Genomic DNA, 12,834 nt, shown 5'->3' with positions numbered 1-12,834 from the left:
TAACGCCGTTGTTGTGAACTGGACTCCACTTCCGACGAATCAACGTGGGTTCGTGCATCGACTGGATCACATCGCCAATCGCAGCTGCGCCACACCCTCGCCGCGCGCCGGCTGGTCCGGCCAGATACCGCGCGTGTCGTAGACCAGCTTGTCGGCGCGCTCGGCGAGCGGGACCGATTTGAACACGTCATGGTCGACCAGCACGATTAGGATCGGGCAGAGCTCGAGCGCGGTGTCGATATCGATCAGCTGCGCGCCGGTTTCGGCGAGCGGGGCAGGGAGGGTGCGCGCATAGGGCTCGACGATGCGCAGGCGCGGTCCGTGGCGCGCCGCGAGTTCCTCTGCCACGTGCAGCGCCGGGCTCTCGCGGAAATCGTCGATATTGGCCTTGAAGGCGAGGCCGAGGCACGCGACCGGGGCGCCCGGGAGTTCGGCGATCAGCGCTTCGGCGCGCGCGACGGTATAGTCGACCTTGCCGTCGTTCACTTCGCGCGCGGTGCGGATCAGCGGGGTGTTCTTGGCGTCCGCCGCCACCAGGAACCAGGGGTCGACGGCGATGCAATGGCCGCCGACCCCGGGCCCGGGAGAAAGGATGTTGACGCGGGGGTGCCGGTTGGCGAGGCGGATCACCTCCCACACGTCGATGCCCATGCCGTCCGCCACGATCGACAGCTCGTTGGCGAAGGCGATGTTGACGTCGCGGAACGCGTTCTCGGTGAGCTTGGTCATCTCCGCCGCCCGCGCGGACGTGGTGACGCAGGCGCCGCGCACGAAGCGGCGGTAGAATTGCAACGCCTTACGCGCGCAACGCGGGGTGACGCCGCCGACGACGCGGTCATTGTCGATCAGCTCGACCAGGATGCGGCCGGGCAGCACGCGCTCGGGGCAATAGGCGATAGCGACATCGGCAATGCCGGTGCAGTGGCCGGGGATGCGCAGATCGGGGCGGAGCTGGCTGAGCAGCTCGGCGACCTTCTCGGTGGTGCCGACCGGCGAGGTCGATTCGAGAATGACCACGTCACCGGTCTTGAGCACCGTGGCGATGCTGGTCGCGGCCTGGAGCACATAGCCGATATTCGGGGCGTGATTCTCGCCGAACGGGGTCGGCACCGCGATCAGGAACACGTCGGACGGCTCGATCACGGTCGAGGCGCGCAGCGTGCCGCGCGCGATCACGCCCGAGACGAGGCCGTCGAGATCGACTTCCTCGATATGCACCTTGCCGGCATTGATCGTGTCGACGACATGCTGGTGGACATCGATGCCCAGCACCTTCGCGCCGGTGCGCGCGATCACCGCGGCGGTGGGCAGCCCGATATAGCCGAGCCCGAGAACGGCAACCTTGAGTTCAGAGCCCAAATCCATGCGCGACGACCTTTGCAATCCGTGCCGAGGCATGGCCGTCGCCGAACGGATTGTGGGCGCGCGCCATGGCCTGGTAGGCGCCCTTGTCGTCCAACAGGGTTGAGATTTCGGAAACGATGCGGTCGGAATCGGTGCCGACCAGCTTGGCAGTGCCCGCCGCGACCCCCTCGGGCCGCTCGGTGGTCTCGCGCATCACCAGCACCGGTTTGCCCAGCGCCGGGGCTTCCTCCTGCACGCCGCCCGAATCGGAAAGGACGATCTCGCTGAGGTCGAGCGCGCGGATGAAGGTCGGGTAGTCGAGCGGCTCGATCCGCGCGACATTGTCCCGCTCGCCGAGCACCGAATCCATCACCGACACGACATTGGGGTTGGGGTGCATCGGGAACAGCACCGCGGTGTCGGTCCGGTCGGCGATTCGGGCGATGGCGCGCGCGATCGATTCCATACCCCCGCCGAAATTCTCGCGGCGATGCGTGGTGACGAGCACCAGCCGCTTGCCGGCGAAGCGCGCGGCGATCGGATCGAGCCCCGCTGCCAGCCCCGGCTCCGCCGCGATCCGCTCGCGCGTCGCAAGCAGCGCGTCGATCACGGTGTTGCCCGTCACATGGATCGTCGCCGGATCGATATTCTCGCGCCTGAGTGCCTCCGCCGCGGTTTCCGTCGGCGCGAAATGCTGGTCGGCGATCGGCGCGACGATGCGGCGGTTCACTTCCTCGGGCCAGGGCTGCCAGATGTCGCCCGAGCGCAACCCGGCCTCGACATGCCCCACCGGCACCTTGCGGTAATAAGCGGCGAGCGCGCCGACCATCGCGGTCGCGGTGTCGCCCTGCACCAGCACGCGGCCGGGCTGCTCGGCGTCCATCACCTCGCCGAGCCCGGTGAGCAGCCGCGCGGTCAGCCGGTCGAGCGACTGGCCGGGCTCCATCAGATCAAGGTCGATGTCGGGCGCGAGGCCCGCAATCTCCAGCACCTGGTCGAGCAACCCGCGATGCTGCGCCGTCACGCACGTCCGCACGGTGAGGCCGGGGACCTCAGCCAGCGCGCGCACCACGGGGAACAGCTTGATCGCCTCGGGCCGCGTGCCGAAGATCACCAGGACTTTTGCGTCAGTCATGCCCGCCCCTTAGCGCCGCCGCGTTAAAGACCTGTCACGTCAGCTATAATAGCTGCGATACCAGTCGACGAACGCCTGCACCCCGTCGCGCACCGGGGTCTGCGGCACGAACCCGACCAGCGCGCGCAGCAGCTCGGGCGAGGCATGGGTCGCGGGCACGTCGCCGGCCTGCATGTCCATGAAGTTCTTCTTCGCCTCGCTCCCCATCGCCGCCTCCAGCGCGGCGATATAGTCCATCAGCGGCACCGGGCTGCCTCCGCCGATATTGACGCTGCGGAACGGCGCCACCGGCGACAGGCTGTCGGCGGCCGACACCGGCTCGCTCCCCGGCACCGCATCGATCAGCGCCACCAGCGCGGCAACGAGATCCTCCACATAAGTGAAGTCGCGCGCCATCTCGCCATGGCCATAGACGTCGATCGCCTCGCCCGCCGCCATCGCCTTCATGAACTTGAACAGCGCCATGTCGGGCCGCCCCCACGGGCCATAGACGGTGAAGAAGCGGAAGAAGGTCAGCGGGATGCCATAGAGATGCGCATAGCTGTGCCCGATCAGCTCGGTCGCGCTTTTGGTCGCGGCATAGAGGCTCATCGGCGTCTGCGTGCGCTGGGTCTCGGCGAAGGGCATGTCGGTGTTGGCGCCATAGACCGAGCTGGTCGAGGCGGCGAGGAAGTGGCGCACCGGATGATGCCGCGCCAGCTCGAGCAGGTTGAACGTACCCGTCACATTGGTCGCGACATACGCATCGGGATGATCGATCGAGTATCTGACCCCCGCCTGCGCGGCGAGGTGGATCACCGTGTCCGGCGCGAACTCGCGCCACACCGCGCCCAGCGCGTCGGCCTCCTCGATCCCCAGCCGCGCCAGGCGGAATTCCGGCCGCTCGGCGAGGATCGCGTTGCGCGCATCCTTCAGCGACACGTCGTAATAGGGCGTGAAATTGTCGATTCCGAGCACCTGCGCGCCCGCGTCGAGCAGGTGCCGCGCGGTATGGAAGCCGATGAAGCCGGCGGAACCGGTCACCAGGATGCGGCGGTTGGCGAGGTTGCTCATCGTCATGCGCTTATCCGCGTGCCGTTACGCCGCCATTAAGTCCAGCGCTTTGCCGCGGCCGCGGCTTGGGCTATGCGCCGCGGCATGACGATCAAGCCACTGCGCAAGGCCGTGTTCCCCGTCGGCGGACTCGGCACCCGATTCCTCCCCGCAACCAAGGCGCTCCCCAAGGAGATGCTGCCCGTCGTCGACCGTCCGCTGATCCAGTACGCGGTGGACGAGGCGCTGGAGGCGGGGATCGAGCAGATGATCTTCGTCACCGGCCGCGGCAAGAGCGCGATCGAGGACCATTTCGACATCGCCTATGAGCTCGAGAGCACGATGGCCGCGCGCGGCAAGTCGCTCGAGATCCTCGACGCGACCCGGCTCAAGCCCGGCGCGGTCGCCTATGTCCGCCAGCAGGAGCCGATGGGCCTCGGCCATGCCGTGTGGTGCGCGCGCGACATCGTCGGCGACGAGCCCTTCGCGGTGCTGCTCGCGGACGATTTCATGGTCGGCGCGGCGAGCCAGCCCGGCTGCCTCAAACAGATGGTGCAGGCGTACAACAAGGTCGGCGGCAACCTCATCTGCGCGCAGGAAGTGGCCGAGGACCAGACCGACAAATATGGCGTGATCACCCCCGGCACCCGCGACGGCACGCTGACAGAGGTCAAGGGCCTGGTCGAGAAGCCCAGGGCCGGCACCGCGCCGAGCAACCTCGCCGTGATCGGCCGCTACATCCTCCAGCCGGAGGTGATGCGCGTGCTCGAGGGGCAGGAAAAGGGCGCGGGCGGCGAGATCCAGTTGACCGACGCGATGGCCCGCATGATCGGCGGCCAGCCCTTCCACGGCGTCACCTTCCAGGGCGTGCGCTATGATTGCGGCGACAAGGCGGGATATGCGCAGGCGAATCTGGCGCTGGCGCTGAGCCGCGAGGACATCGGGCCGGCGGTGCGGGCGTTTGCGAAGGGGTTGCTGGGGTAGGCTCTTCGCGCTTCTCTCGCGCAAAAAACTTCGAGCCATTCAACGTGCCCAGCTCGAGGATCAAGCTTTTGATCTGACAGCCAAGTTTTCAGATAACAACTTTTTTCCCATGTCGGTAAGTTGCATGAACTCATGCAGAGCTCCGCTGTTTAATGTCTTGGAAACGTACGCTTTTATTAGGCCTAGGGCGACAAGCTGGTTCTTTACAACGGCTTTATCAGAGTCGTATATGTACCAGTCGTAACTAGTTTCCTTATTTTCTTTAAGATGATCCTTCATGGTATATTTTATAGTGTCGACCGATTTAGGTGATGCGATAGTTATGCCTATCGCTATGAATATCTCTTTCCAAGTTAGAGAGAATTCTTTGTCTTCTGTCCGGCTATGACCATTATATCTATAGTTTCTATAGAAGCGAAGTGTAAAGTCTTCTGATAAATCTGCGAGATCGCTCATTGATGGCTGTAGAGAAGATCGAAGGGAAATATTTTCTGACCGGAGATGATCATTTTCAATTCTAAGGTCATTAACTTGGCCCAATAGTTCTTCGCTGGCAACGGCGTCGCCTCGAACCCATCCGGTGGCCGGATAGTCTGAAATAGCCCTTACAAGCGATTTTACCACAAGGGCTTCCAATTGCTCCCGTGACTGCCACTCTCTTACTAGCCTGCCGCTCATTACCTTGGCGCGAAATTCATTTAGATTTTCAATTAGCCTTTGAGATATGTCTGATTTTCCTACAGGAATAGAATCTGTATTTCCATGAACAAATGCTAGAACTACTTTGCCGGATTCGACGGCGTAATCATACTCCCTCTCTGTAAAGCTTATGCCTTGATCGTCTAAAGACCCGTACCTTCCACCCATAATAAGTATATAATAGTCGCATTCGTCTATTACTTTCTTAATATAGGATAGTTGCTCGGTATCTGAGGCTGGAAACAATTCCATCCCCGCGGGAATGTGACCTAGGTCTAGTATGCTTCGGATAGCATCTTGTCTTTCATCCGCAAGATCGCGGAATGTGGAAGACACAAAGACCTGAAACTTCTTTTGCATAGGTAATGCCCCCCGGTGCGAAGCATATCTGTTACAAACGACACGAGCGCACGCAAGCTCTGGGGCTGCACGCCGGACACATCTTATCGATTTCGGTTCCTAGCTTACTCCGCCACAGGCGACGTGTGCTTCCACCCCGTCACCCACGCCACCAGCCTCGGCACGGGCGCGTTGCGTTCCTTCGGCCAAAGCGGCCAGTCGGCTAACGACCCAATTGCAGACATTCCGTTCGGGCGGCAATCTCCAGCAAACTTGGAGGACTGCATGCGAACAGAGCCGGTCGAGATTTACTCTGATACCACGAACGCTGCCATCATGCGGCACCCGGGCCGCAAGTTTCCAGGGGTACTTATCCAGGGAGACACTCTGTATAGTTTCAGCCAGATGGCTGCAGACGCACTTGTGGACGCTGAGCCTGACTCCGATCAGTGGTATGTCTTGAAGGAGTTAGCGGAGGCCCTGCAATCTCGGGTCGATCTATACGCACAGGTCTTGCGCGAGCATGATCTTGAGTTGCCTTTTTCCGCGGAAGTGAATGACCGCTAACCTACTCCGCTTGCAATGTTGGAATTGGTTTGCTTGCATCGACGGGCTGCATGGCGGCCGCTCTTTGATTGCGTCGATTCGCTCGGTTCAATGGCCCCCGGGAATCACCGCCGGACAAAGGCGACCAAGTTGACAGAATGAATCGCGTTCCGCGTAACCTCGTCAACTTCGCGAGCTGAAATCAACCGGCGCGCTGATCCAAATCCTTCAACCCCGCATACCCCGGCTTGAACTTTCGCCCCGTCACCCACGCCACCAGCCGCGGCACGGGCGCGTTGCGCTCCATCCACTCGCTATACTCCCGATACGCCGGGTCGGCGCCGAGGTGCTTTTCCTCGGTCTTGGCGCGGATGTAATAGACGCCGCTCACCGCGGCGAGCAGCACCGTTGCGCGCACCGCGTCGTAGAGACTGCCCGTCGTCACCAGCAGCGGGCAGGTGCTGATCCACCAGAACAGGTTCTTGGAGAGATACGCCGGGTGCCGCGTCCACGCATACGGCCCGTGCGTGATGATCCCGCGATGCGTGAGGTTGGAGAAGCGGAAGCCGAACGCCATCGTCGCCCAGGCATAGATTGCGGTCAGCGCCACCAGCACCGCGCCGGTGATCCACAGCAGGATATCGTGGCCCGCCAGCCAGTGCGTCCAGTCCGACGTGCCCGGATGATAGTCCAGCGGCCCGCCATTCCCCATCAGGATGAAGGGCGGGTAGCAAATGAGGGCGAACGCCCAGCCCGCGGCATAGGGATTTGCGGTGCGGATATGGCTGTCGAGCGGGCGGAAGGTCAGGATATAGCCCACCGTCGCGAACGCCACGTCGAACATGAACATGCCGGTGATCAGCCAGTTGGCGAGCGCGATCGGATTGCTCAGGATGCCATCGGTGCTTGCGCGGACGAACCCGCTGAACCCTGGCGGCACGATCGCGAGCATGAAGGCGAGGAAGAACGCCTTCACCGCCCAGCTGCGCAGGTGATTGTGGATCGCCTCCTCGTCGATCGCCTCCTTGCTGCCGAGCAGCCAGGCGCCGAGCATCCACGCGCCGTCCCTGGGCTTTTCCAGCCGCCGGTCGATCCAAAGGACGTATGGCACGGAGAGGATAAACAGCCCCGGCGCCGACACCTGGAAGCACCACATGGCGAAGGCGAAATTGCCCTCCCAATAGAAGCGGCACACCGCATAGATCGCCGCGATCCCGCCCCAGGTCAGCCACAGCCCGGCGATCTTGGTGATCGAGATGTCGAGCGTTTCCTTGAGCGGCCTGGGGTTCTCCCATTTGACGCCGGTGGTCGGGTTGCGGTGCACCTTGTCGACCAGCACCGCCCACAGCACCATCGGCAGGCCGCCGGCGAGCAGGTTGACCAGCGCCGCATAGGGTCCGTCGAGCCCGTGGATCCGCGCATAGACGAGCCAGCAGGCCATGCCGAGCAGCCCCGCGAGCCCGCAGCCGGTGCTGACCGCCGACTTGGGCCGCGGATCGGCCTTGGCCTGCGTGGCGAGAGCGGCGTCGTGATACATGGCGCCCCGCATAGCGCGCGAATGGTAAGCAAGGCGTGAAGGGTGTTTGCGAGGCTTCCTAAATCCTCCCCCGGAGGGGGAGGGGGACCGCCGCAGGCGGTGGAGGGGTAGTCTCGGCAAGCGATGCCGCCTGACGAAACTACCCCTCCGTCAGCGCTGCGCGCTGCCACCTCCCCCTCCGGGGGAGGAATTGCTGGTCCCGTCCTCCGCACCGCCGTTGGCACTTTACGCGCCGCGCCGCTCGCGCCTAAAGGTGACAACATATCCTCCCTTCCGATTGAGGCCCTTATGCGCCGCGCCCTTGCGCTCACTGCCCTGTTGCTCGCCACCTCCGCCACCGCCCCCTCCGCTTTCGGCCAGAACTCCGCGCCCCAGCCGCTGCCGTTCGACAACCGCATCCCCGTGGCCCGCGACGCCGCCTATCCCGGCACGATCGTGCTCAAGGTCGACGCGACCAACGTCCAGCAGGCGATCTATCGCGTGAAGCAGACGCTGCCGGTGGCGGAGGCCGGGCACATGGTGCTGCTGATGCCCGCCTGGCTACCGGGCAAGCATGCCGCGCGCGGCGAGATCGAAAAGCTGACCGGCCTCAAGATCAGCGCGGGCGGCAAGGCGGTGCCGTGGAAGCGCGACACGGTCGATGTCTGGGCGTTCCATGTCGAGGTGCCGCGCGGCGCGAAGCAGCTCGACATCGCGTTCCAGTTCACCGGCGCCACCGATCCCGACCAGGGCCGCGTCTCGATCGCGCCGGCCATGCTCAACCTCGAGTTCGAGCAGGTGAGCCTCTATCCCGCCGGCTGGTTCACGCGGCGTATCCCGATCCAGGCGACCGTGACCTATCCCGAGGGCTGGACCGCGGTGTCGGGTCTGCCCGCGAAGAGGGTCGGCCGCGACTATGTCTATGAGACGACCGACTATGAGACGCTGATCGACTCGCCCGTCTTCGCCGGCCGCAACTATCGCGAGTTCAAGCTGTCGGACCGCGTCGACCTCAACGTCTTCGCCGACGAGCCGGCGGAGCTGGAGGCCAAGCCCGAGCAGATCGACGCGCACAAGCGCCTGGTCGAGCAGTCGGTCAAGCTGTTCGGCGCGCAGCATTACGACCGCTACGAATTCCTGCTCGCGATCAGCGACGAGATGGGCGGGATCGGGCTCGAGCATCATCGCAGCTCCGAGAACGGCGTGAAGCCCGGCTATTTCACCAAGTGGAATGACGGCCCCGGCTCACGCAACCTGCTCCCGCACGAATTCACGCACAGCTGGAACGGCAAGTTCCGCCGCGGCGCCGACAGCTGGACCCCGGACTTCCGCACGCCGATGCGCGATTCGCTGCTATGGGTCTATGAGGGGCAGACCCAATTCTGGGGCTATATCCTCCAGGCGCGCTCGGGCATCGTGTCGAAGCAGGACACGCTCGACATGCTGGCCAACATCGCCGCCAGCCTCGACAACCGCCCCGCGCGGACCTGGCGGCCGCTGATCGACACGACCAACGATCCGATCATCTCCGCGCGCCGCCCCAAGGGCTGGGTGAGCTGGCAGCGCTCGGAGGATTATTACAACGAGGGGCTGCTGGTGTGGCTCGAGGCCGATTCGATCCTGCGCAAGGAAAGCGGCGGGACCAAGTCGCTGGACGATTTCGCCCGCGCCTTCTTCGGCGTGCGCGACGGCGACTGGGGCGTGCTCACTTACCGGTTCGAGGACGTCGTCGCGACGCTGGGCGCGATCCAGCCCTATGACTGGGCGACGTTCCTCAACACCCGTCTCAACGGCCTGTCCGAGCGCGCCCCGCTCACCGGCTTCACCGCCAACGGCTATCGCCTGGTCTATACCGACGAGCCGACCGCGGCGTTCAAGGACAGCGAGAAGCGCACCAGCCGCGTCGATTTGAGCTATTCGCTCGGCATTTCGGTCGGCAAGGGCGGAGCGATCGGGGGCGTCACCTGGGATTCGCCGGCGTTCGAGGCCGGGCTCGACCTCGGCGACACGATCGTTGCGGTCGACGGCCGCGAATATTCGGACGATCGCCTGAAGGACGCGATCAAGGCGGCGAAGGGCGGCAAGGCGCCGATCAAGCTGCTGGTCAAGAGCGGCACCCGCTACCGCGAACTAGCCATCGACTATCATGGCGGCCTGCGCTATCCGCGCCTCGAGAAAATCGGCACCGGAGAGGGTGGCCTGGATCGGTTGCTAGCCCCGCGCTGACGGGGAAGCCGAACCAACAAAGGAAGTTTTGATGCGTATCGACATGATCCCTGTCGGCGACAATCCGCCGCACAGCCTGAACGTCATCATCGAAGTGCCGACCGGCGGCGAGCCGGTGAAGTACGAGTTCGACAAGGCGTCGGGCGCGCTGTTCGTCGACCGCATCCTGCACACGCCGATGCGCTATCCGGCGAATTATGGCTTCGTACCGCACACGCTGTCGCCCGATGGCGATCCGCTCGACGCGCTGGTGATCGCGCGCTCGCCCTTCGTCCCGGGCTGCGTCGTGCGCGCGCGCCCGATCGCCGTGCTCAAGCTCGAGGACGAGCATGGCGGCGACGAGAAGCTGATCTGCGTGCCCGTCGACACCACCTTCCCCTATTATTCGGACGTCGGCGAGCGCCAGGACCTGCCCTCGATCGTGCTCCAGCAGATCGAACACTTCTTCAAGCACTACAAGGATCTGGAGACCGAGAAGTGGGTCCGCGTCGGCGACTGGGGCGATGCCGACGAAGCGCGCCGCATCGTGCTCGAGGCGATCGAAGCCGCGAAGAACGCCAAGGCCGCCTGAGCCGCCGCGATCTGGCCAGCCGCCCGCATCTCGCCTAGTCTGGGGGGATGCGGGACGGGGCACATGGCACACAGCACCGCCGGGGCATCGGCAACCTGGTCGCCCCGCTGCGCTTCCTGCTCTTCGCCGCGGCGCTTGCCGCGGGATGCGTCGTCGCGATCCCGCCGCTTGGCGACCGCTTCGGCGTGATGGCGGCGTTCGACGCGGCGGCATTGCTGTTCCTCGCGTCGTGCCTCCCGCTGTTCCGCCATGAATCGCACCATATCCGCGCCGCCGCGCGGGCCAACGACGCCAACCGCGTCGCGCTGCTCGTCATCACCGGGGCGATCAGCCTTGCGGTGTTCGCCACCGTCGCCAGCGTGCTGGTCCCGCACGGCGCGCCCGAGCCGCGGAGCCTCACGCTGGTCATCGCGACGCTCGCGATCTGCTGGCTGTTCGGCAACACGGTCTATGCGCTGCACTATGCGCATCTCTTCTACACGCAACGCCACGGGCAGGACGCCGGTGGGCTGGAATTCCCGCAGACGCCCGAGCCCGACTATTCGGACTTCGTCTATTTCGCCTGGTGCCTGGGCATGACCTTCCAGACCAGCGACGTGACGATCACGAGCCGGCCGATGCGCCGCGCGGTAACCTTCCACTGCGTCACCGCGTTCGTCTTCAACCTCGGCATCATCGCCTTCACGATCAACGCGCTCGGCGGCTAGCCTTCGGCTTCTTCGCGGGCGCGCGAAGCCCGGCCTCCACCCCCAGCGCCGCCCATTGCCGCATCGCATCCGCATCGTCGTACACGTCGTCCGGCGCGCGGCGGAATTTCGTCGCGACGGTCTCGCCGTCCTTTCCCTCGAAGGTGAAGGGCGGGCAGCCGGCCGAATCCCAGATCGGCGCGCTCTCGGCATCCGACTTGAAGTAGATCGCTTCCGCGTCGACCACCGCGAACACCGTGCCGTCGCAATAGAGCACGCCCGCACCCATCATCCGCCGGAAGCTGATCGTCCCCAGCGGCGCCAGCGACTCCTTGGCCCATTCGACCAATGCCATGTCAGCCGCCATCGGCGAGGCTCCGGATCGCGTCGATCTCCATCCGCCAGCGTTCCCAGCTCTCGACATGCGCCGCGCCGATGCTGCGGTAGAAGCCCTTGCCGAGCTCGTTCCAGTCGAGCACATTCCATTCGAGCCGCGCCCCGCCGCGCTCGACCACCAACGCCGCGAGCCGCGACAGCAGCGCGCGGCCGAGCCCGCCGCCGCGCACGACGGGATCGACGAACAGGTCCTCGAGCCAGATCCCCGGCCTGCCCTCGAAGGTCGAGAAGGTCTGGAAGAACAGCGCGAAGCCGCTGGGCACGCCGTCGACCTCGCCGATCAGCACCTCCGCTGCCGGGTGCGTGCCGAACAGATGCGCGCGCAGTATCTCGGGATCGAAGCGTACCTCGTGCGCCAGCTTCTCGTAATCGGCGAGCTTGCGGATGAAGTCCGCGACCAGCTCGACATCCTCGGGTCCCGCTTGTCGAATCGAGATCATGGCAATTGCGCCTCGCTGTCGGCCACCGGGGCGTTGTCGCGCCGCCCGGCGGCGAGGATACACCCGCCGACGATCAGCGCCGCCCCGGCGACGGTGAAAAGGGATACGCGCTCGCCGAACACCACCCAGCCCCAGAGCGTCGCCCACAGGAAGCCGGTATATTCGGTCGGCGCGAGATAGCTCGCCTCGGCCCGGGCATAGGCCCAGGAGAGCAGGAACAGCGACGCCGTCGCCAGCATCGCCGCCAGCACCAGCGCCGGCACTTCGGCCAGCGGCGGCACGACCATCAGCCATGGGGCGGCGAGCAGATAGACCGCGGTCACGATCAGCGTCTGGTAGAAGGCGACCTCGCCCGGTCCGGCGACCAGCGACTGCTGGCGCATCAGGATGATGTTCCAGGCATAGCAGACGGCGGAGACGAGGATCGCGATCGCGCCCCAGAACGCCTCGGGTCCAAGCTCGGCGCGCGCCTGGCCCCACAGGATCACCAGCACCCCGGCAAAAGCCATGGCGGTGGCGATGAGGGCCACGCGGGTGATCCGCTCCTTGAGGATCAGCGCGGCGAGGAACAGCACGATGATCGGCGCGATGAAGGACAGCGCAATCGCCTGCGCCATCGGCACGCGCCCGAGGCCCCAGAAGAACAGATAGGCCATCACCGCCGACACCAGCCCGCGCATGAGGTGGATGCGCATCACCGCGCGCGCCGGCCAGCGCGGGCGGGAAAGGGCGTAGGGGATGCCGCTCACCACCGTTCCGGCGAGCATGCGCCAGGTCAGCGCATTGTAGGTGCCGAGCGCGATCACCAGCCCCTTCATCAGCGCGTCCATCGACGAGAAGATCGCGATGCCGAGCGCCGCGACGGCGAAGGCGATCAATGGGGAGGTGGAACGATTCACCCGATCGCGCTTGGCGGTCCC

Annotated in this window: 13 protein-coding genes; 5 read left to right on the top strand and 8 right to left on the bottom strand. The window is 64.9% G+C overall.

The window, feature by feature from the left end:
- Positions 1 to 66: 66 nt before the first annotated feature.
- The 3 genes from wecC to OK349_RS09160 are packed head-to-tail and all read right to left on the bottom strand — an operon-like array spanning position 67 to position 3,538.
- The gene (wecC, locus tag OK349_RS09170; RefSeq protein WP_265117513.1) at positions 67 to 1,365 is read right to left on the bottom strand and encodes a UDP-N-acetyl-D-mannosamine dehydrogenase; all 1,299 of its coding nucleotides are present in this window, start codon (positions 1,363 to 1,365) and stop codon (positions 67 to 69) included.
- The gene (gene wecB / locus OK349_RS09165; RefSeq protein ID WP_265117512.1) at positions 1,349 to 2,479 is read right to left on the bottom strand and encodes a non-hydrolyzing UDP-N-acetylglucosamine 2-epimerase; all 1,131 of its coding nucleotides are present in this window, start codon (positions 2,477 to 2,479) and stop codon (positions 1,349 to 1,351) included. The genes wecC and wecB overlap by 17 nt, the downstream gene beginning before the upstream one ends.
- Before the next feature lie 39 nt (positions 2,480 to 2,518).
- The gene (locus tag OK349_RS09160; RefSeq protein ID WP_265117511.1) at positions 2,519 to 3,538 is read right to left on the bottom strand and encodes an NAD-dependent epimerase/dehydratase family protein; all 1,020 of its coding nucleotides are present in this window, start codon (positions 3,536 to 3,538) and stop codon (positions 2,519 to 2,521) included.
- 78 nt (positions 3,539 to 3,616) lie between these two features.
- On the opposite strand from OK349_RS09160, the gene galU reads away from it, so the two are divergent.
- Positions 3,617 to 4,495: a UTP--glucose-1-phosphate uridylyltransferase GalU gene (galU, locus tag OK349_RS09155; RefSeq protein WP_265117510.1), complete on the top strand. Its 879-nt coding sequence runs from the start codon at positions 3,617 to 3,619 to the stop codon at positions 4,493 to 4,495.
- Between the two features lie 60 nt (positions 4,496 to 4,555).
- Here galU and OK349_RS09150 read toward each other — a convergent pair whose 3' ends face one another.
- Positions 4,556 to 5,554 (bottom strand): DUF4062 domain-containing protein, encoded by a 999-nt coding sequence (locus OK349_RS09150; protein WP_265117509.1) that lies wholly within the window; start codon positions 5,552 to 5,554, stop codon positions 4,556 to 4,558.
- A 123-nt stretch (positions 5,555 to 5,677) separates the two neighbouring features.
- On the opposite strand from OK349_RS09150, the gene OK349_RS09145 reads away from it, so the two are divergent.
- Entirely contained in the window at positions 5,678 to 6,100 is a 423-nt protein-coding gene (locus OK349_RS09145; protein WP_265117508.1) for a DUF6959 family protein, read from the top strand.
- A gap of 181 nt (positions 6,101 to 6,281) precedes the next feature.
- Here OK349_RS09145 and OK349_RS09140 read toward each other — a convergent pair whose 3' ends face one another.
- On the bottom strand, positions 6,282 to 7,616 hold the full coding sequence (locus OK349_RS09140; protein WP_265117507.1) for a methyltransferase family protein: 1,335 nt from the start codon (positions 7,614 to 7,616) through the stop codon (positions 6,282 to 6,284).
- Positions 7,617 to 7,904: 288 nt separating this feature from the next.
- Between OK349_RS09140 and OK349_RS09135 the strand changes: the two genes are divergently transcribed.
- The 3 genes from OK349_RS09135 to OK349_RS09125 are packed head-to-tail and all read left to right on the top strand — an operon-like array spanning position 7,905 to position 11,099.
- Complete coding sequence (locus tag OK349_RS09135) at positions 7,905 to 9,821, top strand: M61 family metallopeptidase (RefSeq protein ID WP_265117506.1); 1,917 nt, start codon at positions 7,905 to 7,907, stop codon at positions 9,819 to 9,821.
- A 31-nt stretch (positions 9,822 to 9,852) separates the two neighbouring features.
- On the top strand, positions 9,853 to 10,392 hold the full coding sequence (ppa, locus tag OK349_RS09130) for an inorganic diphosphatase (protein ID WP_265117505.1): 540 nt from the start codon (positions 9,853 to 9,855) through the stop codon (positions 10,390 to 10,392).
- A gap of 47 nt (positions 10,393 to 10,439) precedes the next feature.
- Entirely contained in the window at positions 10,440 to 11,099 is a 660-nt protein-coding gene (locus OK349_RS09125) for a DUF1345 domain-containing protein (protein WP_265117504.1), read from the top strand.
- Here the strand turns inward: OK349_RS09125 and OK349_RS09120 are convergent.
- Genes OK349_RS09120 through OK349_RS09110 form a run of 3 tightly spaced genes read right to left on the bottom strand, consistent with a single transcriptional unit; the run spans position 11,080 to position 12,813 of the window.
- A complete protein-coding gene (locus OK349_RS09120; protein WP_265117503.1) occupies positions 11,080 to 11,445 on the bottom strand; it encodes a TfoX/Sxy family protein in 366 nt (121 codons plus the stop codon). The two genes, OK349_RS09125 and OK349_RS09120, sit on opposite strands and share 20 nt — an antisense overlap.
- Positions 11,435 to 11,914: a GNAT family N-acetyltransferase gene (locus OK349_RS09115; RefSeq protein WP_265117502.1), complete on the bottom strand. Its 480-nt coding sequence runs from the start codon at positions 11,912 to 11,914 to the stop codon at positions 11,435 to 11,437. Before OK349_RS09115 ends, OK349_RS09120 begins: the two co-directional genes overlap by 11 nt.
- Complete coding sequence (locus OK349_RS09110; protein WP_265117501.1) at positions 11,911 to 12,813, bottom strand: DMT family transporter; 903 nt, start codon at positions 12,811 to 12,813, stop codon at positions 11,911 to 11,913. Before OK349_RS09110 ends, OK349_RS09115 begins: the two co-directional genes overlap by 4 nt.
- Positions 12,814 to 12,834 lie beyond the last annotated feature (21 nt).

Source organism: Sphingomonas sp. BT-65 (assembly GCF_026107375.2).
Taxonomy (GTDB): domain Bacteria; phylum Pseudomonadota; class Alphaproteobacteria; order Sphingomonadales; family Sphingomonadaceae; genus Sphingomonas.
Note: the sequence above shows the minus strand (reverse complement) of the source record. Positions and strands in the feature narration are given on the sequence as shown.

Excerpts from the sequence above, each read along its gene's own strand:
- wecC (WP_265117513.1), bottom strand. The coding sequence starts at position 1,365 with ATGGATTTGGGCTCTGAACTCAAGGTTGCCGTTCTCGGGCTCGGCTAT.
- wecB (WP_265117512.1), bottom strand. The coding sequence starts at position 2,479 with ATGACTGACGCAAAAGTCCTGGTGATCTTCGGCACGCGGCCCGAGGCG.
- OK349_RS09160 (WP_265117511.1), bottom strand. The coding sequence starts at position 3,538 with ATGACGATGAGCAACCTCGCCAACCGCCGCATCCTGGTGACCGGTTCC.
- galU (WP_265117510.1), top strand. The coding sequence starts at position 3,617 with ATGACGATCAAGCCACTGCGCAAGGCCGTGTTCCCCGTCGGCGGACTC.
- OK349_RS09150 (WP_265117509.1), bottom strand. The coding sequence starts at position 5,554 with ATGCAAAAGAAGTTTCAGGTCTTTGTGTCTTCCACATTCCGCGATCTT.
- OK349_RS09140 (WP_265117507.1), bottom strand. The coding sequence starts at position 7,616 with ATGTATCACGACGCCGCTCTCGCCACGCAGGCCAAGGCCGATCCGCGG.
- OK349_RS09135 (WP_265117506.1), top strand. The coding sequence starts at position 7,905 with ATGCGCCGCGCCCTTGCGCTCACTGCCCTGTTGCTCGCCACCTCCGCC.
- ppa (WP_265117505.1), top strand. The coding sequence starts at position 9,853 with ATGCGTATCGACATGATCCCTGTCGGCGACAATCCGCCGCACAGCCTG.
- OK349_RS09125 (WP_265117504.1), top strand. The coding sequence starts at position 10,440 with ATGCGGGACGGGGCACATGGCACACAGCACCGCCGGGGCATCGGCAAC.
- OK349_RS09120 (WP_265117503.1), bottom strand. The coding sequence starts at position 11,445 with ATGGCGGCTGACATGGCATTGGTCGAATGGGCCAAGGAGTCGCTGGCG.
- OK349_RS09115 (WP_265117502.1), bottom strand. The coding sequence starts at position 11,914 with ATGATCTCGATTCGACAAGCGGGACCCGAGGATGTCGAGCTGGTCGCG.